General features: G+C 60.3%; 18 protein-coding genes and 1 tRNA gene. 12 read left to right on the top strand and 7 right to left on the bottom strand.

The window, feature by feature from the left end; all coding sequences use genetic code 11:
- Nucleotides 1–320 precede the first annotated feature (320 nt).
- From HMPREF3175_RS02050 to HMPREF3175_RS02030, 5 genes are all read left to right on the top strand, one after another.
- On the top strand, nucleotides 321–1,664 hold the full coding sequence (locus tag HMPREF3175_RS02050; protein ID WP_070490444.1) for a hemolysin family protein: 1,344 nt from the start codon (nucleotides 321–323) through the stop codon (nucleotides 1,662–1,664).
- Nucleotides 1,664–2,752 (top strand): hemolysin family protein, encoded by a 1,089-nt coding sequence (locus HMPREF3175_RS02045; RefSeq protein WP_070490442.1) that lies wholly within the window; start codon nucleotides 1,664–1,666, stop codon nucleotides 2,750–2,752. Before HMPREF3175_RS02050 ends, HMPREF3175_RS02045 begins: the two co-directional genes overlap by 1 nt.
- 147 nt (nucleotides 2,753–2,899) lie before the next feature.
- Nucleotides 2,900–4,042 (top strand): metal ABC transporter solute-binding protein, Zn/Mn family, encoded by a 1,143-nt coding sequence (locus HMPREF3175_RS02040; protein WP_176745110.1) that lies wholly within the window; start codon nucleotides 2,900–2,902, stop codon nucleotides 4,040–4,042.
- A gap of 66 nt (nucleotides 4,043–4,108) precedes the next feature.
- Entirely contained in the window at nucleotides 4,109–4,960 is an 852-nt protein-coding gene (locus HMPREF3175_RS02035; protein ID WP_070490440.1) for a metal ABC transporter ATP-binding protein, read from the top strand.
- Entirely contained in the window at nucleotides 4,923–5,798 is an 876-nt protein-coding gene (locus HMPREF3175_RS02030) for a metal ABC transporter permease (protein WP_070490438.1), read from the top strand. Before HMPREF3175_RS02035 ends, HMPREF3175_RS02030 begins: the two co-directional genes overlap by 38 nt.
- A gap of 69 nt (nucleotides 5,799–5,867) precedes the next feature.
- Here HMPREF3175_RS02030 and HMPREF3175_RS02025 read toward each other — a convergent pair whose 3' ends face one another.
- The 4 genes from HMPREF3175_RS02025 to efeU form a co-directional block, all read right to left on the bottom strand.
- Nucleotides 5,868–6,281 carry a Fur family transcriptional regulator gene (locus HMPREF3175_RS02025; RefSeq protein WP_070490436.1) on the bottom strand — a complete coding sequence of 138 codons (414 nt, stop codon included), beginning with the start codon at nucleotides 6,279–6,281 and terminating at the stop codon, nucleotides 5,868–5,870.
- 149 nt (nucleotides 6,282–6,430) lie between these two features.
- The gene (gene efeB, locus HMPREF3175_RS02020; protein WP_070490434.1) at nucleotides 6,431–7,738 is read right to left on the bottom strand and encodes an iron uptake transporter deferrochelatase/peroxidase subunit; all 1,308 of its coding nucleotides are present in this window, start codon (nucleotides 7,736–7,738) and stop codon (nucleotides 6,431–6,433) included.
- On the bottom strand, nucleotides 7,738–8,988 hold the full coding sequence (gene efeO / locus HMPREF3175_RS02015) for an iron uptake system protein EfeO (protein ID WP_070490432.1): 1,251 nt from the start codon (nucleotides 8,986–8,988) through the stop codon (nucleotides 7,738–7,740). Before efeO ends, efeB begins: the two co-directional genes overlap by 1 nt.
- Nucleotides 8,985–9,962: an iron uptake transporter permease EfeU gene (gene efeU / locus HMPREF3175_RS02010; RefSeq protein ID WP_035754572.1), complete on the bottom strand. Its 978-nt coding sequence runs from the start codon at nucleotides 9,960–9,962 to the stop codon at nucleotides 8,985–8,987. Before efeU ends, efeO begins: the two co-directional genes overlap by 4 nt.
- A gap of 218 nt (nucleotides 9,963–10,180) precedes the next feature.
- Between efeU and HMPREF3175_RS02005 the strand changes: the two genes are divergently transcribed.
- Together HMPREF3175_RS02005 and HMPREF3175_RS02000 are read left to right on the top strand one after the other, a co-directional pair.
- The gene (locus HMPREF3175_RS02005) at nucleotides 10,181–11,539 is read left to right on the top strand and encodes an NAD(P)-dependent alcohol dehydrogenase (protein ID WP_083289348.1); all 1,359 of its coding nucleotides are present in this window, start codon (nucleotides 10,181–10,183) and stop codon (nucleotides 11,537–11,539) included.
- 89 nt (nucleotides 11,540–11,628) lie between these two features.
- Nucleotides 11,629–12,054, top strand: coding sequence for an HIT family protein (locus tag HMPREF3175_RS02000; protein ID WP_035754574.1), 426 nt, complete (start codon nucleotides 11,629–11,631; stop codon nucleotides 12,052–12,054).
- Nucleotides 12,055–12,104: 50 nt separating this feature from the next.
- Here the strand turns inward: HMPREF3175_RS02000 and hrpA are convergent, their stop codons facing one another.
- From hrpA to HMPREF3175_RS01985, 3 genes are all read right to left on the bottom strand, one after another.
- Entirely contained in the window at nucleotides 12,105–16,184 is a 4,080-nt protein-coding gene (gene hrpA, locus HMPREF3175_RS01995; RefSeq protein ID WP_070490430.1) for an ATP-dependent RNA helicase HrpA, read from the bottom strand.
- Nucleotides 16,185–16,257: 73 nt separating this feature from the next.
- A complete protein-coding gene (locus HMPREF3175_RS01990) occupies nucleotides 16,258–17,034 on the bottom strand; it encodes an NAD(P)-binding domain-containing protein (protein ID WP_176745107.1) in 777 nt (258 codons plus the stop codon).
- A 47-nt stretch (nucleotides 17,035–17,081) separates the two neighbouring features.
- Nucleotides 17,082–17,154, bottom strand: a tRNA-Arg gene (locus HMPREF3175_RS01985).
- 193 nt (nucleotides 17,155–17,347) lie between these two features.
- Between HMPREF3175_RS01985 and argS the strand changes: the two genes are divergently transcribed.
- The 5 genes from argS to thrB all read left to right on the top strand — a co-directional run bounded on the left by argS (nucleotide 17,348) and on the right by thrB (nucleotide 24,182).
- Nucleotides 17,348–18,988 carry an arginine--tRNA ligase gene (argS, locus tag HMPREF3175_RS01980; protein WP_035754578.1) on the top strand — a complete coding sequence of 547 codons (1,641 nt, stop codon included), beginning with the start codon at nucleotides 17,348–17,350 and terminating at the stop codon, nucleotides 18,986–18,988.
- Between the two features lie 58 nt (nucleotides 18,989–19,046).
- Nucleotides 19,047–20,498, top strand: coding sequence for a diaminopimelate decarboxylase (lysA, locus tag HMPREF3175_RS01975; protein WP_070490426.1), 1,452 nt, complete (start codon nucleotides 19,047–19,049; stop codon nucleotides 20,496–20,498).
- 106 nt (nucleotides 20,499–20,604) lie between these two features.
- Nucleotides 20,605–21,915, top strand: coding sequence for a homoserine dehydrogenase (locus HMPREF3175_RS01970; protein WP_070490424.1), 1,311 nt, complete (start codon nucleotides 20,605–20,607; stop codon nucleotides 21,913–21,915).
- A complete protein-coding gene (gene thrC / locus HMPREF3175_RS01965; protein ID WP_070490422.1) occupies nucleotides 21,916–23,082 on the top strand; it encodes a threonine synthase in 1,167 nt (388 codons plus the stop codon).
- A gap of 2 nt (nucleotides 23,083–23,084) precedes the next feature.
- Nucleotides 23,085–24,182, top strand: a complete 1,098-nt coding sequence (gene thrB / locus HMPREF3175_RS01960) for a homoserine kinase (RefSeq protein WP_070490420.1) — start codon at nucleotides 23,085–23,087, stop codon at nucleotides 24,180–24,182.
- The last annotated feature ends 254 nt before the right edge of the window (nucleotides 24,183–24,436 follow it).

Here is a 24,436-nt window from a genome sequence, read left to right as displayed (position 1 = left end):
AGGAGCGTGATTATTCGACTCAACATCATACCGAACACCGCGCGCTAGCGCAGTTGATCTTCGCCACTGGTTGTAGCGGATGTTTCGCGGCCAGATTTTCAGTTAATTCTGAGGGTTTTCCCGCGGTTTGCTGGGGGGCTTGTCCTGTATAGTGGAGCCACTATGACGTATAAGAATTACCTGGGTGTGCGAGCCTCTGCGGCCGGCACTGCTCAACGATCGGAGCCTTCTAGTCCGGGCTCCGGATGTTTTTTCTATAACGCTAATGTTCTACCCAGCGCCAACTTCTTCTATTGCGCTGAGTGCGGAGCCGACATCTGATGTCGTGGCTCATGCTTCTTCTGGGTCTCCTCTTGGTCTTGGGGACTGCGTTCTTCGTTGCTGTTGAATTCTCGCTTGTTGCACTAGATTCGACCTCTGTTAAAAAGGCCATCGACGAGGGCGATACGAAAGCCCGCCCGCTTTATAAGGCGTTGAAGTCGCTTTCCACTCAGTTGTCTGCGGTTCAGCTGGGCATCACGATTACGACGCTACTGACCGGCTATGTCATTGAACCCGCGTTTAGTGCGTTGTTGGGGCCAGTTTTGCTGGGGTGGGGTGTTCCTCAAGCTGCCGCGGGCGCTATATCGCTGGTGGTCGCGATGGTGGTTGCGACTCTGTTGTCGATGATTTTGGGTGAGCTGATCCCTAAGAACATTGCGATCGCGGACCCGTATCGGATTGGCCGCGCGCTGGCCCGGCCCCAACTGATTTTCACTGCGGTTTTCAAGCCCGTGGTGATGGGGTTGAACGGTTTCTCGAACTGGGTTCTGGGTCTGTTCGGGATTGAGGCGAAAGAGGAACTTTCTGGCGCCCGTACGCCTGCTGAGCTTCAGAGTTTGCTTGCGCGTTCTGCACAGCAGGGGACTATGGATGCCAAGACCGCTAAGTTCTTGGCACGCACCTTGTCCTTTTCGGAACGTACGGCAGCCGATGTCATGACGCCTCGCATCAAGGTCGAGATGATCGAGGACGAGGTCCCATTGCCCGCCTTGATCGATCTTGCACGCCGCACTGGTTTCTCCCGTTTCTTGGTGATCGGTGAGGATGCTGACGATGTACTGGGCGCGGTGCACGTGAAGAAGGCTGTTTCGGTTCCGCGTGAGCGCCGCGATGAGCTGGTTGCCGGAACGATCATGCAGGATGTGATCCGGGTTCCGGAGACGGTGCAGCTGGATGACCTGATCGGTGAGCTGCGTGAGGCCCCGCTGCAGATCGCTGTTGTGGTCGATGAGTATGGCGGCACCGCCGGCATGGTCACGTTGGAGGACTTGGTTGAGGAGATTGTCGGTGAGGTCGCCGATGAGCATGACCGCACGTCTCCTGGTGTTCTGCAGACTGCCGATGGCCGCTGGTTCTTACCTGGCTTGTTGCGCCCGGATGAGGCAACGGATCAGATTCCGCGGCTGAAGGTTCCAGAAGGTAACGCGTATGAGACGGTGGGCGGCTTTGTGATGTCGACGCTGGGGCGTCTGCCGGTTGTGGGCGACACGCTGGGCGTTACAGGTGGCGTGCTTCGGGTGACGCGCATGGAGAAACGGCGGGTGGATCGGCTCGAGTTCTCTCCCGCGCCGGAGCCTTCGGAGACGGATGAGCAGGCCGATGCTGAGGAGGTGCAGGCGTAATGGACTGGTGGGGTCTTGTATGGCTTGTGGTTCTCTTAGCGGCTAACGCGTTCTTTGTCGCGAGTGAGTTCGCTGTGATGTCGGCTCGCCGCGCCCAGATCGAACCGAAAGCTCAGGCCGGAAATAAGCGTGCGAAGACGGCTCTGCAGGCGATGGAACACGTCACGATCGTGCTTTCGGTGTGCCAGCTTGGCATCACGGTGTGTTCGCTTCTGATCCTCATTGTTGCCGAGCCTGCGGTGCATCACCTCTTTGAGATTCCGTTGCATGCGATCGGTGTGCCGGATGCGGCGATCTCCATCATCGCGCTGGCTATCACGTTGATTGTGGTGACGTTCTTGCACGTGACGCTCGGTGAGATGGTTCCTAAGAACTTCTCGGTTTCGATGGCTGATAAGGCTGTTGTGATTCTGGCGCCGCCGCTGATGTTGATCGATAAAGCGTTGCGCCCCATCGTCCTCGCCTTGAACTGGATCGCCAATCACTCGGTCCGGGCTCTGGGCCTTGAACCCAAGGATGAGGTTGCCTCCTCCTTTACGGTGGATGAGGTCCAGCAGATCGTTGAAGAATCCACGCGTACTGGCCTGGTGGATGACGAGGCCGGCTTGCTCTCTTCGGCTTTCGAATTCTCCGATCAGGTGGTGCGTGACCTTGCAGTACCTATCGATGAGGTTGTGACTCTCGATGTGGACATCACTCCGGAGGAGTTTGAGCGTGCTGTTGGCCGCACGGGCTTTTCCCGTTTCGTGATGGTCGACGAGGACGGCGACTTGATGGGGTATCTGCACCTGAAGGACGTTATGGGGGTCCCGTTGGCGGATTCGCACCGTCCGATGCCGATCACTCGCGTTCGATCGCTGGTCAACCTGGGCGCCGATGTGGAGGTTGAGAAAGCGTTAGCCGTGATGCAGCGAACAGGCTCTCACGTGGCGCGCGTCCTGGACGAGGCGGGGGAGACCACCGGGATTCTGTTCTTCGAGGACGTTTTGGAGACGCTTGTTGGTGAGATTCGCGATGCGACCCAGCAACAGGGACAGCGCCGCCGGAATGTGCCTACAGAATCGGAAGCGTCGGCCGAAGCCACGTGAACCCGTTGTTTCCGGCGTGAGTAAGGCATCTCACTTTTGTCAGTTTGCTTAGGCCCTGGCCCCGTGCGTTATTGTTACTGAGAATAGTTTGCAATAGCGATGCGGGGCCTTGTGGTGTCCATCGCGCTAACACGGAAGGTTCTACGCATGGCGTTCGCAACCCCAACGCGCACTCGAGGCGCTAAAGTCAAGGGCCTGCTCGGCCTGGCTACCGCTATCGGTTTCGGCCTGGCCGTCTCTGGTTGCTCAGCAACTGGCGGCGATAAGGCTACGGAAGAAAACTCCACTGATCAGCTCAACATCGTCGCAACCACCAACGTCTACGGCGATATCGCATCGAGCATCGCGGGTAATCACGGCGAAGTCACCAGCATCATCAGCAATGCGGCGCAAGACCCTCACTCATATGAAGCCACCGCGAAAGACAAGCTCCTGATCAAGAAGGCCGACGTCGTGGTCATTAACGGCGGCGGCTACGACTACTTCGCTGAACAGATCATCGAAGAGCTGGGAGACAAAGCCCCAACCTTGATCAAATCCTTCGATGGCGAAGGCCACAGCCACGATCACGGCGACCATGACCACGGTGATCACGACCATGACCACGGCAGCCATGACCACGGCGACCATGACCACGGCGAGAAGGGCCATGATGAGAAGGATCATGACCACGATCATGATCACGGCGAAGAAGGCCACGACCATGACCATGGAGATCACGACCACGGTCATGAAGGCCACAGCCACGATCACGGCGGGGAGAACGAACACGTGTGGTACGACTTGGATCACATGGAGGAGTTCGTAGGCGACCTCGGTAAGGAGCTTGCCAAGGCTGATTCGGATAACGCCAAGACGTATGAGGCCAACGCCGGCAAGCTGGCCGAGGAGATCGCTGGCCTGAGTGACTCGGATGAGTTCAAGTCCGCTAAGAAGGCCCTTGACGGTAAGTCCTTCATGATGACGGAGCCAGTTCCGGAGGCGCTGTTGAAGGAGCTCGGCATGAAGGATGCGACTCCAGAAGGGCTTTCCTCCGCGGTGGAAGCAGGCCAGGAGATCCCTGCTCTGGTGATTAAGCGTGCCGAAGATTCACTCAAGCAGGGTAAAGTTCAGCTGTTCGCTTTCAATTCGCAGACTGCTGACCCGCAGACCAAGAAGCTGTACGAAACGGCTAAGAAGGCGGGCGTGCCAACGGTTGATGTCACTGAGACGATTCCGGAAGGTAAAACGTTCGTTGAATGGATGAAGGACAACATCGCTGCCATCGCGAAGGCCGTGGACGCGAAGTAGTCTTCACCTGAACTAGTCCTGAACTGGATTAGTCGTGACTTAGGAATTCTGGAGTACACCTCACTTATGTCCGAGAACACCAAAGCTCCCGCAGTTGAGCTGATCGATGCTCACCTGTGCTTTGGGGACCGCGTCATTTTCGATCGGCTCAATCTCACGATCGAGGCGGGGGAGTTCGTCGCCGTCTTGGGGCCTAATGGCGCCGGGAAGACCACACTGTTGAAGGTTCTGCTGGGAATGCAGAACCTCACGAGTGGTCAAGCGCGGATTGCCGGGCATGGAGTGAGCGCGAACGCCCACGACGTTTCCGTGATCCCTCAGCAGCGTCCCATCCCCGAGGGGACCCCTCTTCGGGGATGGGACATGGTTGCCCAAGGCTTGGATGGGCAACGTTGGGGGCCGCGGCTGTTCGATCCCCGTCGGCGTAAGTTGAAGAAGCGGGTGGAAGAACTGATTGAACGGGTCGATGCGTCCTCATACGCGATGCGGCCTGTATGGCAGTTATCGGGTGGCGAGCAGCAGAGGCTACGTGCCGCGCAAGCGTTGGCGAGTAATCCGGCGTTGCTGTTGTGCGATGAGCCTCTGTTGTCCTTGGATGTGGCCCGCCAGCAGGAAGTGACCCAGCTGATTGCGGAGCAGGCCCGCCAAGAGGATTCGGCGATCATTTTCGTAACACACGAGATTAATCCGATCTTGCCTTATGTTGATCGGGTTCTTTACCTGGTTGAAGGCCAGCACCGCATCGGTGCCCCGGAGGACGTCATCAACACGCACACGCTCTCTGAGCTTTTCGGCCGCAGGATCGATGTTGTTCGTCTGGGTGGGCGCGTCGCGATCCTAGGCAGCGAGGATCACGCCCATCACGATCACGGCCACAGCCATGGTCACTACGGTGAGGAGTTGCGCCGTGGGGCCTGAGTTATGGGAGCGGATCTTTTCATTCGAGGATTATGGCGAGCTTCTCGCGCTCGTGTGGCCAAGCATTATCGCGGGCGCACTGCTCGCGGTGATGGGCGGTGTCGTCGGCGTCATGGTCATGACCCGCGATATGGGTTTCGCGGTCCACGGGATCGCGGAGCTGAGTTTCGCCGGAGCCTCGATCGCGTTGTTGCTCGGCTACGACGTGGTGACAGGTTCGATGGTCGGCTCGATCATGGCGGCCCTCATCATGGGCTTGCTGGGTTCTGGTGCGCGTGAACGTAACGCGATCACGGGTGTGATGATGCCGTTCGGCTTGGGTCTTGGCATCCTCGCGTTGGCCCTGTATCAGGGACGTAGCGCCAATAAGTTCGGTTTGCTGACTGGCCAGATTGTGGCGGTGGATGATTCGCGTCTGCCGTCGATCGCGATCGGAACCTTCGTTGTCTTGGCTTTGCTAGCGCTGATGTGGCGGCCATTGATGTTCGCTTCGACTGACCCGTGGGTTGCTCGCGCCCGCGGTGTTCCGGTGGCGGGTTTGTCCACAGCGTTCATGATCGTGTTGGGTGTAGCGGTCGCGTTGTCGATCCATGTCGTGGGTGCGCTGTTGGTTTTGGCGTTGCTGATCACCCCGGCTGCGGCGGCGATGCGGCTGACGGCTAGCCCCGGGAAAGTCGTGGTGCTCTCCGTTATATTCGCTGAAATTTCGCTCGTAGGAGGGATATTGCTTTCCCTGGCAGGATCGCTTCCGGTGAGCCCCTACATCACAACGATTTCGTTTGTGATCTGGCTGATCGCCAGGGCCGTGGGGTCACGCACGATGGCGTGGAAACAGTAACGCTGAACGCGGGCGGAACACTGGAGGCAACAACACCGGCGTTGTTTACCGGTTGCGGGAGCACGTCGTTTATCGGTTGCGGGAGCACTCAGGGCAGTAGCCGTTGAGTTCGAGGTTGTGGTCTACGCCGGTGAAACCGTAGGCGGCGGCGAGCTCGTCGGCCCATTCTTCGAACTCGGGGGCGTCAACTTCTTCCGCGGCGCCGCATTGGCGGCATACGAGGTGGTGATGGTGGCCTTCGTCGTGGCAGCGGCGAAAAGCCATCTCGCCGCTTTCAGTACGGACCTGGTCAACAACCCCGTCTTCATGCATTTGGGTGAGCGACCTGTAGATGGTTGCCAGCGAAACCGTATCGCCATGGCTGAGCATGCACTGGTGAATCTCTTGTGCGGTACGGAAGTCTTCGTGGCGGCGGAGCTCTTCCTCAAGAAGCGCGCGTTGACGAGTGTTACGACGCACAGTTGTTGCCGGTTTCTTCGACATGCGTTCTCCTAAACTCACAACCTGGTCAGGGTTACAGCTGCATAGGTTACAGCCTCGATGCTCTTTCAGCATGACAGTCATCTACAGGTGCCACCAGTTTAGTGCGCCCGTGTAGTGCACGTGCTTGCCCTAGGAGTACTGCAACACTCCTAGGCTTCAAGCAGGGCTTGCCCCACGTATCCTTCCGCGCCCACTCCCGGAGGGACTAGATACACCCCGGAGCCGGTGGTTTTAAGGTATTCGACGAACATCTCATCGCGTGACATGTTTCTATGTACCTGAGCGAATCGAGCGGGGTCGTTGACGAACGCAATGAAGAACAGGCCTGCGTTGAGGCGTCCTTGATCGTCGTTGCCATCCACAAAGTTGTAGCCGCGGCGCAACATGCGAATGCCGTTGTTGTTGTCTGGGTGCACACGAGCCACATGCGAGGTCTCCTCGACTAACGGATTCCCTTGGCTATCGAGCTTGTGGAAGTCCACGGCAGTGAACTCGTCGCCGCCAGAGAGGGGAGCGCCGTCATGCTTGAAACGGCCGGTGACCCGTTCCTGTTCGGCTAGTTGGAGTGTGTCCCATATTTCGATCGTCATATAGATACGCCTGGCCACCAGGTAGCTGCCACCGCGTGCCCATTCGGGGCCGGAGGTAATCCATACATGCTCGTTGAGGGCATCGGTGTCTTCGGCTTTGATATTGGCCGTACCGTCTTTCTGCCCGAAAAGGTTGCGCGGCGTTTCTTGGCTGCGCGTGGTTGAGGAGGTGCGCCCGAACCCTAGCTGTGACCATTTGATGCGGGTTTTGCCTACCCCTATCCGGGTGAGGTTGCGGATCGCATGCACCGCCACTTGGGGGTCGTCCGCACAAGCCTGGATGCATAGGTCGCCTCCGCAGCGGTGAGGATCCAGAAAGTCATTGGTCATCACGGGCATGTCGATGAACTCTTTGGGCATGTGCTTACGCAATCCGAAGCGGTCTTTCCCGTCTGCGGTAACGAACAGTGAGCGGCCAAACCCGAAAGTCAGCGTCAGGCCGGCCGGGTCGAGAGCGTATGCTTCACCGGTGTCATCTGGCGGGAAGTTCGGCCCGCCCCCAAAAGCGCCTCGCGCTGTTGTCTCACCACCCAAGACGAGGCGACGTGCCGCTTGGGTCCAGTCTTTTAAGACCGCGATAACGTCCTCGCGTGTGGCTCCGTCCACCATGTCGAAAGCGGCGAAGTGCATGCGGTCTTGCGCTTCGGTGGTGATTCCTGCTTGGTGCTCGCCTTCGAAAGGATATGTACTCGCTATCTCGGTGGGTTCTGTCTGGGAACGAGTTTTTCCCCAGGTGAACCCTGAAGCGCCTCCCAGGGCCAGTCCGGCGGCCCCGGCGCCGATCGCGCCGAGCAGACTGCGACGTCCAACGTTTCGGCTCGGTTCTGACTGTTCGGTTTCCGCCGATTTCTTATCCGGTTCGGTCATCACTTGATCTCCAAGACGGTTCCGGTGAGCTTGGATAGGGGTTCACGGAGTTTGTCGATCTGGTGGGTCAGCTCGGCTTGCTGTTCCGCTGTGACGGTGTCGTAGCTGACGAAGCCTTTGTCCAAGCTTCCGTATTTACCCAGTAGACGGTTGAGTTCGGTATATTCCTCCTCAATTTCTTTTATAAGCTTTTCGCCTTCGGCACCCTTGCGTTCAGCGATGGGTTTCACGAGGTCAAACGCAATCTTGGAGCCTTCGACGTTCGCTGCGAAGTCGTAGAGGTCGGTATGCGACCACCAGTCTTCTTCACCGGTGACCTTGCTGACGGCTACTTCTTCCAACAGATCTGAGGCCCCGTTAGAAACAGTTGCGATGTTGATCTGCTGATCTTTGATGAAAGTATCGGCCTCGACGGTCTTGCGAAGTTTCTTTACATCGGCTTTCAAAGAATCCGCAATCCGCTTGCGGTCCTTAGCGGTGGATGGTTTCCACTCGGCAAACGCATCAGAGCCGTCCGCGTTCTTCTCACCCTTCTTAGGTGGGAAGAGGTCTTTCTCCATGCGGTGGAAGCCGAGCCATTCCGTGAATGTTGGGTCGTCCTTCTTGAGGATGTCGGCCTCGGCGAGGTAGTCGACTTCGCGGTAGTCGATGCGCGGATCGAGCACACCCAAGGCTTCAGCGATAGGTTCGATGCGTTCGTAGTGCGTGCGTGTTGGCGCGTACAGCTTGCGTGCCTTATCGTCATCACCGGCCGCGTAGGCTTCAGCGAATTCAGTCACTTTAGGCTCAAGCTCGGTGACTTCCTTCTTCACGAACGCAACGTAGTCTTTGACGGCCTTGTCAAAGAGCTCCTTGTCCTGACCGGAGACCTCAACAGGCTTGCCGGTGACTGTGAACTGAGCTTCACCAACATTTGCTCCACGTAGCCCAGGCTTACACGCCGTGAAATACGTTCCTGGTTGGAGTGAAACGGAGAGCGTGGCTTCGGCGCCGGGAGCGATGTTCTCCTTTTCCGCTACGATGCGCAGTTTGTCTTCGCCTAAGAGGTAGAACTCCGTGACGATATCGCCTTCGTTTTTGATGGTGAATTGGCGAGAACCTGACTCCGCAGTATCGCTGGATACCGAGCATTCCGTATTCGTTGCCTTGACGTTGAGCGCACCATCAGATGCGTTAGGCTCACACGCCGTCAGCGCGGCCATCGTCAGGGCTATAACAGGCACGGAAGAAACGCGGATGATCTTTTTCATAGGTTGTCCTCACTCGTTGAGACTGATTGGGGATGTGGAACTGGTTTGGACTCGTTGGCCTCAGTGCGCCTCGGGTTCTTGGCTTCGCGTGCACGCCGAATAAACCTCGGGATCACAAGGACCATGTAGATAAACCATGCGAGTACTTCGAGCCACGACATTTGCGGAACGAATCCGACTGTTCCTTTGAGGAATGTGGCGAGCACACCGGAGGGGTCAAGCACATCGGAGATGTCGAAGGCCCACCCGAAAGGGAAAGCCGCACCCCAGAACGGGTAGGTGAAGAATCCGGTCAGGACTTCGCCGGTACGCGGGTGCGTAGGTGTGATGGGTGCACCGGAAAACGGTCCAGGCAGCACCGCGGCTTCCTGCAGGTCATGGATGCCGTATGCCAGCACACCGCCAGCCACCACGATGAGGGCGGCGCCTGACCACGTAAAGAAGGTGCTTAGATTGAAGCGGACGAGCCCTTTGAAGAGCGCCCAGCCCAGCGCAACCGCGACAATCACACCTGTCAACGCGCCCATGATCGCCAGTGGTTCGTTGACCCACCCCCACAAAATAATGGTGGTTTCGATCCCTTCGCGGCCCACGGAGATGAACGCGACAAAGAAGACGGCATATCCCACACTTTTGCGGCGGGCACGCAGCTTGTCGATGTCGCCTTCGAGCATCGAGTTCATTTTCTTGCCCGCGTTGAGCATCCAAAAGATCATGCCGGTGATCATGACAACGGCCAGGATCGACATCGAGCCGCCGATGATCTCCTGCGTGCGGAAGGTCAAACGCGAACGGCCAAAGGTACTCACTGCACCAATTGCTGCGGTGAGCACGAGGGCTATGATCACTCCGCTCCACATGGGGCGCAGGCTGTCACGGCGACCCAGTTTGCCGAGGTAGGCAACTAAAACGCCGATGATGAGCGAGGCTTCCAGGCCTTCGCGCAATCCAATCAACAGTGAAGCTAAGAACATTGAAATCCGAACTCGAGAACGGGGCACGGGGTCAAAACCCGCAGCCTCATCTAATTAGCGAATGATTCTATTCGCTAATTAGATGAGGCTAACCTATATCAGGCTGTTGGGTGAAAAAAGTCGGTTACGTTACACAGCCCAAGGGCTACCAAGCTCAGAGCCGAGTTGTGGGTCCAACGCAACGACTATGCAAGGGTGGAATCAAATAAAGTAGAGACATGACTCCTGCGAAGATCCCTTCCGTAGCCGTTCTCGCTGAAGCGCGCCGCCGCGCTGAACAAGCCGCCCACGATGCCGACGCCGCCAACAGCACTCAAGCCACGAGCGTTGATGCGCAACAAGACAAACCCAGCCCAGCGGCAGGGGAGCACGAAGACGAACCTGACCCGCGCATCGGGCGTAAGGACAAGGTTCTGCCAGCCCGTTTCGCCCAAGCAGGACAGCAACTCTTCACCTCTCAGGAATGGGAGGCCCAGCGGCTCGCCGCCTTCCAAGGCCACGCACACGAAGCGCTCGCCTTGGGCGTGCGGGAACTGGGTGGTCCGCTCGAGCAGTTCGCGATCCCACGTCGTGCGGCCGGGCCTCGGGACATCGTGATCGACCTCGAATACTGCGGCCTGTGCCACTCGGACGTCCACACCGCCCGCGGCGAATGGGGTTCCCGCGCGCTACCGCTGGTGACGGGACATGAAATGGTCGGGCGTGTGTGCGCGATCGGTTCTGAGGTCTACAACCGGCAGGTCGGCGAGCGCGTGGGCGTGGGGTGCATGGTTGGTTCGTGCCGTGTGTGTGAACCGTGCAAACGTCAAGATGAGCAGTTCTGCATTCATAACGCGGTGGGCACCTACGGTGCATGGGATGCCCCGCATTCGGAGCGGACGCAGGGCGGGTATGCGACGAGCATCGTGGTGCCGGAGGATTTCGTGCTGAGCATCCCGGAGCAGATCGGCCCAGCGCACGCCGCGCCGCTGCTGTGCGCAGGGATCACGATGTATGCGCCACTTGAGGATCTGCGTGTGGGGCCGGGGGACAAGGTAGCCGTAGCTGGTATCGGCGGTTTGGGACATATGGCGATCAAGCTGGCAGCCGCGATGGGCGCCGAGGTCACAGCGTTGACGCGGACTCCAGCGAAAGCTGAGGACGCCCGTCGGCTAGGTGCCCACGACGTCGTGCTCACCACGGATGAAGACGCTCTGGATGCTGCCCGTGGCCGATTCACGGTGCTGGTGGACGCGATTTCTGCGCCGCACGATGTGGGTGCACTGTTGGATCTGTTGGCTCCGCGAGGCACCGTGGTGCTCGCGGGCCTGCCGGCAGATACGGACGGCGCGGCGATGCCGTTGGTTGATCCGCGAACGCTAGTGAACCGGGGCCTGCGTCTGGCTGGCACTAAGATCGGCGGGATCGAGCAGACTCAGCGGATGCTTGAGTTCTGTGCCGCCCACGGTGTTGTCCCGGACGTCGAGATTGTGACCGCAGCGGACATGAACGAGGCATGGGACCGGATGGTCGCCGGTGAGCTCCACTACCGTGGGGTGCTCGATATCGGTAGCTTGGAATCCAACCTGAACGCCTAGCGAGGGCGTGAGGATTCAGGGCCCGCAATTCAGAGTAGACACTAAAAACTAGACGGCCCGCGGGGGCGGGTTGTTGGAGAGGAAGTTCCGTGGCAACGTTGTTTACCCGCATCATCAATGGAGAGCTTCCCGGCCGTTTTGTGTGGTCGGATGAAACGTGTGTGGCGTTCTTGTCGATCGGTCCCATCACTCAGGGGCACACGCTCGTGGTCCCGCGTGAAGAGGTCGATAAGTGGACGGATGCCTCGCCGGAGTTGATCGCGCACTTGTCTACGGTTGCTCAGACGATCGGTCAGGCGCAGCTCAAGGCGTTCGGTGCTGAGCGCGCGGGCCTCATGATTGCTGGCTTCGAGGTTGATCACTTGCACGTTCACGTGTGGCCGACCAACTCGCTTGAGGACTACAGCCTCGATAATGTTCAGAATGATGTGGCGGACGAGGTCTTCGATGAAGCCCAGCGCAAGATTCTCGATGCGCTCAAGGCGGCGGGCCACGAAGCCAACCTGCCTCAATAGCGCGGCGGATTGCCGCGGCAACTCCCGCAGTATGGCGGGGCGTTCCGCGGTTAGTGTTGGGCTTCTCGCAGCGCGGTTCGGATCCGTTTAGGGGATACGGACCGCGCTGTTCCCAATTCTTGGGCGAACAGCGACACGCGTTGCTCTTCGAGCAACCATTTGATGTCCAGGAGCTTCTCCGAGGGTGCGGTGCCTTGTGGGACGGCATCGAGGGCGTTGTCGTAGGCGTCTTCGAGCTCTTGGATGATGTCGGTGTTCTCGAGGTCGCGGGTCAGCGCCCCGGCCTCAACCTTCTCCATCCGCTTCTCAATCGCCTCCATATAGCGCGGCAGGTGCATCACGTTGTGACCGCCCGCCGCGGCAACGAACCCGGGATACAGCAGTCCGCGAAGTTGGGAGCGGATGTCTGAGACCGTATCGGCCAACGCGCTCGAGGTGTTCGAATCGAGGCGCGCCTGAACCCGGTTAGCGCTTGCCAGTGTCTTCTCGAGGCTCTTGATGAGCCCGAGTGTGGCCTCTATCAGCTCGCCACGCACGTGGTTAAACAGCGCCTTAAACCCGGCCTCATCCAGAGGCGCGTGCGGTGGGGTCAGCTGGTCGATCGCGGCGTAAACGGCGTCCTTGACGAACGTGTCTACGTCCCCGTGCGGGGTACGTGCGAACGCTATCTTTTCGCGGCTGGTCAGGTGATCCATGACGTAGCGCTGAGGTGAAGGCACCGTGAGCGCGAGCAAACGGATAGTCCCGCGGCGGTGGCCCGTGACGCGTTCGGACTCGGAGCGGTAGATCGTAACTCCCACGGCGTTCGTGAGGTCGCTCAGCCCCGGATAGCCGGTGATGTCACGGCCACGCACGGATGCTGAAACCTCGTGCGGGAAGCGGTTCTCAGGTAGCCCGGAAGGCCACTGGGTGAGCCCGCGCTGCTCCCACATACTGGATGCCTTATCAGCGCCCGATGCGGTGCCCGGGTTCTGTTTGGGCCCTGGCTTAGGTGCTGGCTTGCCGGCAGGCTTAGGCGTTCGCTTGCCCGCACCCTGTTTCTGGTTGCCGCCTCCCGCGCGCCGCTTCGCCTCACCGAGTTGCTCGGCAGAAACCCCGAGTTCGGATGCGATCGCCGCCCGGTTCTGGCTCGCAAGCTGAGCCTGCAGGGCGCTCAGGTCCTTCGAATCGCCGAGGATCTTGCCTCGGGCACCGATCACCTGGAACGTCGGTTTCAGATAGTCCGGCACCCGGCCCCAGTCCCAAGCCCCTTCAGGGATCACCTCGCCGCGCAGCCTGCGCAGAACCAGTTCGAGGCTCGGAAGCAACGCATCGGAGGCCGGATCAAAATCCTCAGCTAGCGCATCGGCGGCGGCCTGTGCAACATCGGGCGCTGGGACGAAAGCCTTCCGCACCTGTTTAGGCAACGAACGGATCAAAGCCGTGATCAGCTCGACCCGGAACCCCGGAACATGCCACTGGAACGGCTCGGGGCTCAGCTGGTTCAAGAACACGATCGGCACACGAACATACACGCCATCGCGGCCCGCGCCCGTGGGATCGAACGCATAACGCAACTCAAGCGAGAGATCATCATCCACACGCCACTGCTGCGGGTACGCATCGTGATCAAGCTCTTCACCATCGGCCTGCAGAAGCTTCTCCGGATCGAAATCCAGCAGGTGCGGATCCTCGCTGCGGGCCCCCTTCCACCAACGGTCCAGAGCCCGTTGATCAGAAACATGCGCGGGGATGCGCTGATCATAGAAATCAAAAAGCGCATGATCATCAGCCAATAAGTCATGGCGACGCATGCGGGTCTGCATCTCTTCAACCTCACGCAAACGCTTCAGATTGCGCCGGAAGAAAGCATGGCGCGTATCCCAATCACCCTCGACCAGCGCATGCCGGATGAACAGCTCGCGGGCCAGCGCCTTGTCAATGCGGGATAACTGTGCCCGGCGGCGAGCAACCACCGTGACACCGAACAGCGTGACCTTCTCATAGATCAACGCCGCCCCCTGCTGACGCGACCAGTGCGGCTCCGAATGCGAAACCTTGATCAGGTGTGGGGCGAGCTTCTCAACCCAGTCCGGGTTGAACTCAGCGACCGTGCGCGCCCACAGTCGCGAGGTCTCCACGAGTTCTGCGGCCATCGCGAACTCCGGTCTACGTTTAGCCAAAGCAGAACCGGGGAAGATCGAGAACCGTGTACCCCGGGCGCCAGCATACTCACGCTTGCGTTCATCCCACGAACCGATGTGAGAGAGCAACCCGCTCAGCAACGACATGTGGATCGCATCGTGCTTGCTGACCGGATCCACATCCCGGTTCGGTACCGAAATCCGTAGAGGCTTCACAAGTTTTCGCAACTGCTCGAACAGGTCCTGCCACTCACGCACCCGCAAGAAGTTGATGAACTCCGCGCGGCACAAACGCCGGAACGCCGAGGATGACAACTCACGCTGTTGCTCCTGCACGTAACGCCACAGATTCAGCAAGCCCGTGAAGTCTGAGGTCTTATCTGAAAAACGTGAGTGCATCTCGGCGGCTTTAGCGCGGTTACCGGATTCCTCCGATGGCCGCTCCCTCGGATCCTGAATCGACAGTGCGGCAGCGATCACCAGAACCTCAGTAGCCGCCGAATGCTTCGCGGCCTCCAGAATCATGCGGCCCAAACGCACATCCACCGGTAAACGCGCAAGATCCCGCCCAATGCGCGTCAACGGACCCCGCGGACGTTGAGGCACGCGGCCGCGACGGCCGCGTGGCTTGCGCTGTTGTTGCCGGCCGCTTTGATCCTGTTGCCCTGGCTCGGTGAGCGCGCCAAGCTCACGCAACAGGGTCACACCGTCACGCACCGCACGCGCCGGGGGAGCCTGGACGAACGGGAACTCGGCGATATCGTCCGGAGTCTGGATGACCTTCATCGCCGCCATCTGCAAAATCACAGACGCAAGATTGGTGCGCAGAATCTCCGGGTCTGTGAACTCCGGACGGGATTCGAAATCCTCTTCCGAATACAAACGGATAGCAATACCGTCAGCAACACGGCCCGAACGGCCCGAACGCTGCCGGGCAGAAGCCTGCGAAATCCGCTCGATCGGCAAACGCTGAACCTTGGTGCGGGTCGAATACCGCGAAATACGAGCCAACCCCGTATCCACCACGTACCGGATCCCAGGAACCGTCAACGAAGTCTCCGCGACGTTGGTGGCCAACACGATCCGCCGCTTGGAACCCGGCGCGAAAATACGGTGCTGTTCCGCCATCGACAACCGACCAAACAGCGGCAAAACCTCACTGTTACGCAACCTCGGCGTAGAACCAATGACCCCGTTGAGAGCTTGCTGCGCGTCCCGGATCTCACGCTCACCGGAGAAGAACACCAAGATATCCCCCGGTCCTTCCGCGGCCAGCTCCTTGACCGCATCGACCACCGCCGAGGTCATATCGACATCAGCCGCCGCTGAATCCGGATCCAGCTCATCCGCGCCGTCGTTCGGGTCTTCACCCACAGGCCGGTAGCGGATCTCCACGGGATAGGTGCGGCCTGAAACCTCGATGATCGGAGCCGGAGTGAGCTCACCAGCGGGATCCTTGGTGGCGAAATGCCGGGCGAAAGACTCCGGGTCGATCGTCGCCGAGGTAATGACAACCTTGAGGTCCGGCCGCTCGGGGAGGAGACGTGCGACGTGACCTAAGAGAACGTCGATGTTGAGCGAGCGCTCGTGCGCCTCGTCAATGATGATGCCCGAATAACGCGACAGCTGCGGATCGCCCGCGATCTCCGCGAGCAAAATGCCGTCCGTCATGAGCTTGATGCGGGTCTTCTTAGAGGACTCATCCGTGAACCGGACCTGATAACCCACGTCATTGCCGATGCTGGTGCCCAGCTCTTCAGCCAAACGCTCAGCCACGGAACGCGCGGCGATACGGCGAGGCTGGGTGTGCGCGATCATGCCGCGCTCACCCGGAGCGGCGTCGGCAACACCCAAAACCTCGGCGAGCATCTTAGGGAGCTGGGTCGTCTTACCCGAGCCTGTTTCACCCGCAACCACGATCACTTGGTGATGCGTGAGTGCCTCAACGATCTCGTCGCGTGCGGCAGAAACCGGAAGCTCAGGAGGGTAAGAAATGCTCATCGACATGGTGAGACCATTCTAAGGTCGGTGCGAGTTGTAAAGGCGGCAGGCCTGCGGTCTGCAACTGCGCGCAACCACGCTAAGCGCCAGGCAGGGAAGCCTCGGCGGCGGCTTCCCACGAGAAATCAGAAGCGAGAGGGGAGCGGCGCGTATGAGCGAGCGCCCACGGGCCACCCACCTCGATCAACGCGGACTCCTCGATCCCACCGATGATGCGCGGGGCGAAACCCATGCGAGTCAACAGATCCAGGACTGTGTGAACCCGGGGATCGCTCGCTGGCGCGGAAGCCACGAGCGGCAATGCCGCAGGAGCCGAGCCGTCGGCGCCGAGCGCGGCGGCCTCGGCCCACACCGAGGCATCAAGGTGAGTCAAACCATGAACATGAACACATCCGGCAGGCAATCGCTGAGCAAGCTCTTCGCCAGCGGAACCAGCCGGAACATACATCGCCTGCTTAGGGCCCAACGCGGTCATCTCAACAGGATTCGAGATATCCACCACCGCAGCACGAGCCAACGCCTCACCCAGGCCAGTAACAACGTCGTTGATCGCTGAACCAAACGGCAGAGCAAGAAACACAACATCAGCCGGCGGGACAGCCGCGCCATCCTGAGTGAAACCTGCAACAGCGCTCGCCGCATCGGGCGCCTGGACCACCACATCGTCTGCAACCGCCACATCGTCGACAACCACGCTGTCTTTCACCGCATCGCGGGCATCCTGAACAACCCACCCCAGCGTCTCAGCGTTACGCGACCACACCACCAAACGGCCACGCCCCGCCAACGCACGGGCACACAACGGAGCCAACTCCTGAGCCGCAAACCCAGAACCTAACAACGCAACCGTCGTCACGAAACCACCCTGCACAAACAACGAAACCCCATGCTTAAACGAAAAAGCGCCCCCGAAAGGATTCGAACCTTCGACCTTCCGCTCCGGAGGCGGACGCTCTATCCACTGAGCTACGGGGGCACAGCCATACAGAATGTAAAGCCGTCCTCGACAATAGCACCCCAGCGGGCGCCCGAGCGAATACGCCTCACCCGCAACCGTCACAACCGGTGCGCTACAACATCCTGCTGCGGCATCCGCACTGACACATCCCAACTGACACATCCGCAATCCGCGATGCAACCGGTGCCAAGCCTCGGTAGGATTGAGCTTTGTGACTCCAGAACAGCTTTCCGCGCACCTTACCGAGATCCTCAACACCCTCAGTAACGAGGGGCGACTGAACGTCGAGCTACCAGAAACCGTCAAGGTAGAGCGACCAAAGAACCGCGACCACGGGGACTGGGCGACCAACATCGCCCTCCAACTCGGTAAGCGAGCCGGGCTCGCACCACGCGAGCTCGCCCAGATGATCGCCGAAAAGCTCACCGCAATCCTAGGTGTCGCCGCCGTCGACATCGCGGGCCCAGGGTTCATCAACGTGACCCTCGACACCGCGGCGGCCGCCGAGATCGCCCGCGGAATCGTCGAAGCGGGCGCAACCTACGGTCACAACGATGCGCTCGCCGGCCACAAAATCAACATGGAGTTCGTCTCCGCTAACCCGACCGGCCCGCTACACATCGGCCACACCCGTTGGGCGGCACTCGGGGACTCGATCGTGCGGATGCTGCGCGCATCCGGCGCCGATGTGACCGCCGAGTACTACATCAACGACGCGGGCTCCCAGATGGACGTATTCGCGACCTCGATCTACCGGCGCATGCACGGCCTCGAAGTCCAAGAAGGTGGCTATCCAGGCCAATACATCGCTGATATCGCCGAGCAGATCCTCGCAGAAGACCCCAGTGTCAAGGAGCTCGCCGAAGCCGAAGCGATACCCGTGTTGCGTGAACGCGGCTACACCCTGCAGATGAAAGACATCAAAGACACCCTCGCCGACTTCGGTGTGTACTTTGACGTCTACTTCCCAGAATCCGATCTGCACAACCAAGGCAAGGTCGAAGAAGCAGTCGCCCGACTGAGGGAACAAGGCCACGTGTTCGAAGAAGACGGGGCAATCTGGCTGCGCACTTCCGAATTCGGTGACGATAAAGACCGCGTCCTGATCCGCTCCACCGGGGCGCCGACCTACTTCGCCGCCGATGCCGCCTACTACCTCAACAAGCGTGACCGCGGCTTCGCCGAGAAGATCTACCTGCTCGGTGCCGACCACCACGGCTACATCGGCCGCCTCAAAGCCATCGCAGCCGCCGCCGGCGACGACCCTGCTGTCAACCTTGAGGTGCTCATTGGCCAGCTCATGAGCGTCAACGGCGCCCGCCTGTCCAAGCGTGCCGGCAACATTATCGAGCTCAAAGACCTCATCGAATGGCTCGGGACCGACGCGCTGCGTTACTCGCTCGGACGCGTACCGGCTGACTCGCCGATCGACCTCGACCCAGAGGTTCTGCGCACCGCAACCAACGAAAACCCCGTTTTCTATATCCAGTACGCCCACGCTCGCTCCCGCCAAGCCGCCCGCGCGGCAGCCGACCGCGGTGTGGACCGCTCCGTGTTCGACGCGAGCCTGCTGAACCATCCAACCGAAAACGACCTGCTGGCAGCGCTCACCGCCTATCCGTCGGCCGTGGCCGCGGCAGCCGAGCGCCGCGAACCGCACCGTGTAGCCCGCCACATCGAATCAGTCGCGGCCGCCTACCACACGTGGTACGCCGCATGCCGCATCACGCCAGTAGGTGATGAGCCAGTCGAAGACGTGCACCGCACCCGCCTGTGGCTCAACGACGCCACCACCACGGTGATCGCCAACGGACTCGAACTGCTCGGTGTGAGCGCGCCAGAAAAGATGTGACACTACTAGAGCGCGTGCACTAGCAGACGTGACAGCACACTCGAAGTGAAGGATCTTGATGAGCACGACACACCCATCGCCGCTGGCCCCTGACTGGCTGGCAGTCCCGGAGAACTTCAGCGACCTGGCGCGCGCCAATGGGCCACGCTTGTTCCCGCGTTCAGCGCGGCGCGACCCCTCGGGCCAGGTGGTGATCGGCGGGGTTGCGGTTGAGACGATCGCGCGCACCTACGGCACACCGATCTATGTGATCGACGAGGACGAACTGCGTACCCGTGCCCGTGCCTTTAAAGAGGCCTACGATGAGGCCTTCGCTGACCTGTGTGGCGGCGCGGACGTCTACTATGCCGGGAAAGTGTTGCTGACCAGCGAAGTGGTCCGCTGGGTCACCGAGGAAGGCCTGCGCATCGACACCGCGTCGGGTGGGGAGATGGGACTGGCACTAGCGGCAGGTGCGGACCCAGCCCACATCGGCCTGCACGGCAACAACAAATCCGATGCCGAACTGCGGCGCGCGATCGACGCGGGAGTGGGCCGCATCATCGCGGACTCACTCGAAGAGATCGAACGCATCAACCAGATCGCCCACAGTCGAGGCGCCACTGCGCCGGTCATGCTGCGACTCACACCAGGCGTTCACGCCTCGACGCACGAGTTCATTGCGACTGCGCACGAAGACCAGAAATTCGGGCTCTCGATGACGCCACGGCCCGGCGCCGACCTCTCGGCAGCTGCGCAGGCGGTGGCTCAGGCCCTGGACGCCGAGAACATCGAGCTGATCGGCTTGCACTGTCACATCGGATCGCAAATCTTTGAATCCGCAGGCTTCGAAGAAGCGGCCCGTCGCTTGCTGGGCTTCAAGGCGTGGATCAAAGAAACCCACGGCGTTGAGCTTGGCGAACTCGACCTCGGCGGCGGCTACGGCATCGCCTACACCGAAGCCGACACCCCACGGGAACCACACGAGATCGCCGCCGGTATCGCCGCCGCGATCCGTGAGGAAACCGAACGCCTCGGTATCACATGCCCGCGCATCTCGATTGAGCCAGGCCGCTCCATCGCAGGCCCTGCAGGCGTAACCCTCTACACCGTCGGGACCATCAAGGACGTCACGGTGGAAACCGAGGCGGGGGAGTCCGCCGCTCGCCGCTACATCTCCGTAGACGGCGGAATGTCAGATAACGCCCGGCCGGTTCTGTATGACGCGGACTATTCAGCGGTGCTAGCCTCCCGCACATCGCATGCGCCTGGCGCGCTCTCTCGCGTGGTAGGAAAACACTGCGAATCCGGTGACATCGTGGTCCGCGACGTGTATTTACCCAACGACGTCATGCGAGGCGACATCCTGGCTGTGCCGGCCACCGGCGCATATTGCTTCGTTTTGTCATCGAACTACAACATGCTCACTCGTCCTGGCATTGTTGCTGTTAAGGACGGTAAGCACAGGCTCATCGTGCGCGGTGAAACAGTCGATGATCTCTACGCGCGCGACCTAGGTTTGCAGGACTAGGACTGCACACCTAGGACTGTACAGCTGAACCGTCACCGATCAGGCCCGCGTCCATACATACCGGGCCGGACACTCTTCTGCTGAGGAATTGAGGAACCAACAACCTATGACCACCACACTGAAAGTAGCCTTGCTCGGCGCCGGAACTGTTGGGGCCGAGGTTGCCCGGATTCTGCGTCAAGACCACGAGGTTTTGCAGGAGAAGACCGGGGCGGCACTCGAGCTGAGCCACGTGGTGGTTCGTAACACTGAGGCTGATCGTGGCCCGTGGATTGACCGCGGCATCATTTCGGACGACGCTTCTGCCGCGATCGCTGATGCGGACCTCGTGATCGAACTCATGGGCGGGATCGAACCAGCCAAGACCTACATCGTCGAAGCGCTCTCAGCCGGCAAGGATGTGGTCACAGGTAATAAGGCGCTCATCGCGGAGTCTGGCGCTGAACTCAACGCGCTGGCACGTAAGAAGGGCGCTCAACTGTTCTACGAGGCCGCTGTGGCCGGTGCGATCCCGATCCTGCGGCCCATCTACGAGTCCCTAGCCGGTGACAACATCACCTCGGTCATGGGGATCGTCAACGGTTCCACCAACTACATCCTCGACAAGATGGACCGCGAGGGAGCATCGCTGGAAGCCGTGATGGAGGAGGCTTCAGCGTTCGGCTACCTCGAAGCGGATCCGTCCGCCGACGTCGACGGTCACGACGCAGCAGCCAAGGCCGCGATCCTTGCGACCTACGCATTCGGAACCCCGTACACGATCGATGAGGTCTACACCGAGGGCATCCGCTCGGTGACCGCCGCTGACGTCAAAGCCGCGCAAGAGAACAACCAAGTCATCAAGCTGCTAGCCATCGTCAACAAGACAGAGACCGGGGTCAGCATGCGGGTCCACCCCGCACTCATCTCACGCGAACACCCACTCGCTGCCGTACACGGGGCGTTCAACGCGGTGTTCGTCGAAGCCGAAAACGCAGGCCAGCTCATGTTCTACGGTGCCGGGGCAGGCGGAGCCCCTACCGCATCGGCTGTCATGGGGGATGTTGTGACGGCCGTGCGGCAACGCATCAACGGGACCGCACTCCAGCCGTTCACCTTGCCGGAAGGTCTTCCGGCACTGACGATCGACGAAACCGTAACCCGCTACACCATCGGAATCGAGGTTGAGGACACCACGGGTGTGCTCGCCCGGATCGCCCAGACCTTCGCGCAGCACGGTGTTTCGATCGAATCGATGAAGCAAGAATCGCTGGCCGCTACTGACACCGAGAACTCTGGTGAGCCGCGCGCACTGTTGCGGCTCATCACCCACGCCGCCCAGGAATCCGGTTTCACAGCGACCGTGGAAGACCTTAAGAAATTGGACGTGGTCCGGGGCATCTCCTCGGTTCTGCGCGTTGAAGGAGGAGAAGCCTAAATGGCTCACCAGTGGCGCGGGGTCATCCGCGAATACGCTGACCGTCTACCGATCGGTAAAGACGATCGCATTGTCACGCTCGGAGAAGGCGGCACACCGCTGGTGTATGCGCCGGCTTTATCGGAAGAGACGGGCAATGACGTCTACCTCAAGGTTGAGGGCATGAACCCGACCGGTTCCTTCAAGGACCGCGGTATGACGATGGCGATTACGGCCGCGGTGAACGAAGGCGCCAAAGCCGTCGTGTGTGCCTCCACTGGCAACACGTCGGCTTCCGCTGCGGCTTATGCCAAGCAGGCGGGGCTGACGTGCGCGGTCTTGGTTCCAGACGGCAAGATCGCGATGGGTAAGCTTTCCCAGGCGATCGCGCACGGTGCGCAGATCATCCAGATCGACGGCAACTTCGATAACTGCCTCGATGTTGCCCGGAAGCTCTCGGAGTCATATCCGGTGTTCCTCGTCAACTCGGTCAACCCGAACCGCATTGAGGGACAAAAGACGGGCGCTTTCGAGGTGGTCGATTTCTTGGGCGACGCCCCTGACTATCACCTGTTGCCGGTCGGTAACGCCGGCAACATCACCGCGTACTGGAAGGGCTATAAGGAGTACGCGAACAAGACCGAGAACCACCACGGTGAGGTCATGGAACCGGTCGCGACCAAGACCCCGATCATGTGGGGCTTCCAAGCAGAAGGTGCGGCTCCCATCGTCAAGGGACACCCAATCCTTGAACCAGAGACCGTTGCGACAGCCATCCGGATCGGTAACCCGGCATCCTGGAAGCAGGCTGAAGCGGCGCGCGACGAGTCCGGCGGCCTGATCGATTCCGTGACCGACCAGGAAATCTTGGAAGCCCACCGCTGGTTGTCTTCACGTGAGGGCGTGTTCGTTGAGCCGGCCTCCGCATCGGGCGCTGCGGGCCTTTTGAAGATGCATCAGGCTGGGAAGGCTCCGGAAGGCAAGACGATCGTGATCACCGTGACCGGCCACGGTTTGAAGGACCCTGAATGGGCCGTGAAGTCCGCACCTGCTGAGGAAGCCGCCCCGCGCAAGCTGCCGTTCGATGTGCATACGGTCGCTGAAGCACTCGGCTTGGTCTCTTCCGGCGGCGCTACATCTTCAGGTGACTCCGCCGGCGCAGACGGCGCCAACACCGGCGACGCATAGTCATGGCGAGCGGATGTGAGCCGGTTCGTGATGAGTGCGGCCGCTTGAAGCTGGTTGCTGGCCGTTCCGTGACGGTCAACGTTCCCGCCACGAGCGCGAACCTTGGGCCTGGTTATGACAGTTTGGGTTTGGCGTTAGGTTACGGCGACCGCCTGGTGGTCCGGACGCTCGCCAAACCCGGTGTTTCGGTTGAGATCACCGGCGAGGGCACTGAGACGCTCCCGCGGGATGAATCGCACCTTGTGGTCAGGACTCTGCGCCGTGCATGCACCGACCTTGGGGTGGCCGCCGATGTGCTCGATTGTGTGGGCCTTGAGCTGATTGCCGAGAACCATATTCCTCACGGTCGCGGGCAGGGATCTTCGGCCGCGGCGATTGTGAGCGCGGTTTTCGCAGCAGCTGGCCTGTTGGGACTGGATGTTGACCGGGAGCGTGACGTTTTGTTTCAGCTCGCGGCCCACTATGAAGGGCATCCGGATAACGTTGCGCCGGCCGTGTACGGCGGCTACACGATTTCGCTTGCCGAAGACGCGGTGGATGCATCGGAACCGGTGAGCGTGGATGCGGCCCGGGAAGACAGTGAAGACCACAGAGCGGTTACTGCGTGCGGTGCGACGCTGAGCCCAGTCGCTGGGGTCGAGTTCTCCACGGTGGTTGCCAGAGTTCATCCGCAATTGACGCCTGTGGCCGCGGTTCCTCAAACCACGTTGTCCACCCACGCCGCCCGTAGCCTGTTGCCGGCGGTCGTGGATCACGCGGATGCCGCCGCGGATGCTGGCCGTGCAGCACTGCTGACATACGCGCTCACGAAGGATCCGCGCCATCTGATGCGGGCCACGCGGGATTGGTTGCATCAACGTTTCCGTGCTGAGGCGATGCCGGAGTCAGCCCGGCTGGTGCGTGCTGCCCGAGCCGCGGGGTGTGCGGCTGTGATCTCGGGCGCCGGTCCAACGGTGTTGGTGCTTGCCAACGGTGAAAACCATGCCGATGCCGCACTTGAGGTTTTGAAAGACGTCACATCGGGAGGCGGCTGGGATGTCTTCATGCCAGGTCTTGACGAACGAGGTGCTATGGTAGAGGTGCATCGGAACGCTTGTTGAGCGTATGAGATGCACGTTCCACCGAAGTACCGCGTCTAAGGCGCATGTGCGTTGACGTGTGTAGAAATGTACATCGGATGGATGGGAGTCTTGCTCTATCCCGGCTTCGATACCGGTCGAGGTATCAAGCGGGTCGGCGTGAGGCCACCGTCAGCGGTTGCTGGAAATACTTTGGTTTCTGTAACTGGTTTGGTTTCCAGGCCTACTGTCATGGTGCTCCTGGCAAGAATCCCGTTGCTGTGACCACCGTTCCG

It is taken from the genome of Arthrobacter sp. HMSC08H08 (genome assembly GCF_001807575.1).
GTDB classification, from domain to species: Bacteria; Actinomycetota; Actinomycetes; order Actinomycetales; family Micrococcaceae; genus Pseudoglutamicibacter; species Pseudoglutamicibacter albus.
This window is presented reverse-complemented; position numbering and strand designations above follow the sequence as displayed.

Coding starts and splice junctions, on each gene's coding strand:
- HMPREF3175_RS02050 (WP_070490444.1), top strand. CDS start 321: ATGTCGTGGCTCATGCTTCTTCTGGGTCTCCTCTTGGTCTTGGGGACT.
- HMPREF3175_RS02045 (WP_070490442.1), top strand. CDS start 1,664: ATGGACTGGTGGGGTCTTGTATGGCTTGTGGTTCTCTTAGCGGCTAAC.
- HMPREF3175_RS02040 (WP_176745110.1), top strand. CDS start 2,900: ATGGCGTTCGCAACCCCAACGCGCACTCGAGGCGCTAAAGTCAAGGGC.
- HMPREF3175_RS02035 (WP_070490440.1), top strand. CDS start 4,109: ATGTCCGAGAACACCAAAGCTCCCGCAGTTGAGCTGATCGATGCTCAC.
- HMPREF3175_RS02030 (WP_070490438.1), top strand. CDS start 4,923: ATGGTCACTACGGTGAGGAGTTGCGCCGTGGGGCCTGAGTTATGGGAG.
- HMPREF3175_RS02025 (WP_070490436.1), bottom strand. CDS start 6,281: ATGTCGAAGAAACCGGCAACAACTGTGCGTCGTAACACTCGTCAACGC.
- efeB (WP_070490434.1), bottom strand. CDS start 7,738: ATGACCGAACCGGATAAGAAATCGGCGGAAACCGAACAGTCAGAACCG.
- efeO (WP_070490432.1), bottom strand. CDS start 8,988: ATGAAAAAGATCATCCGCGTTTCTTCCGTGCCTGTTATAGCCCTGACG.
- efeU (WP_035754572.1), bottom strand. CDS start 9,962: ATGTTCTTAGCTTCACTGTTGATTGGATTGCGCGAAGGCCTGGAAGCC.
- HMPREF3175_RS02005 (WP_083289348.1), top strand. CDS start 10,181: ATGACTCCTGCGAAGATCCCTTCCGTAGCCGTTCTCGCTGAAGCGCGC.
- hrpA (WP_070490430.1), bottom strand. CDS start 16,184: ATGTCGATGAGCATTTCTTACCCTCCTGAGCTTCCGGTTTCTGCCGCA.
- lysA (WP_070490426.1), top strand. CDS start 19,047: ATGAGCACGACACACCCATCGCCGCTGGCCCCTGACTGGCTGGCAGTC.
- HMPREF3175_RS01970 (WP_070490424.1), top strand. CDS start 20,605: ATGACCACCACACTGAAAGTAGCCTTGCTCGGCGCCGGAACTGTTGGG.
- thrC (WP_070490422.1), top strand. CDS start 21,916: ATGGCTCACCAGTGGCGCGGGGTCATCCGCGAATACGCTGACCGTCTA.
- thrB (WP_070490420.1), top strand. CDS start 23,085: ATGGCGAGCGGATGTGAGCCGGTTCGTGATGAGTGCGGCCGCTTGAAG.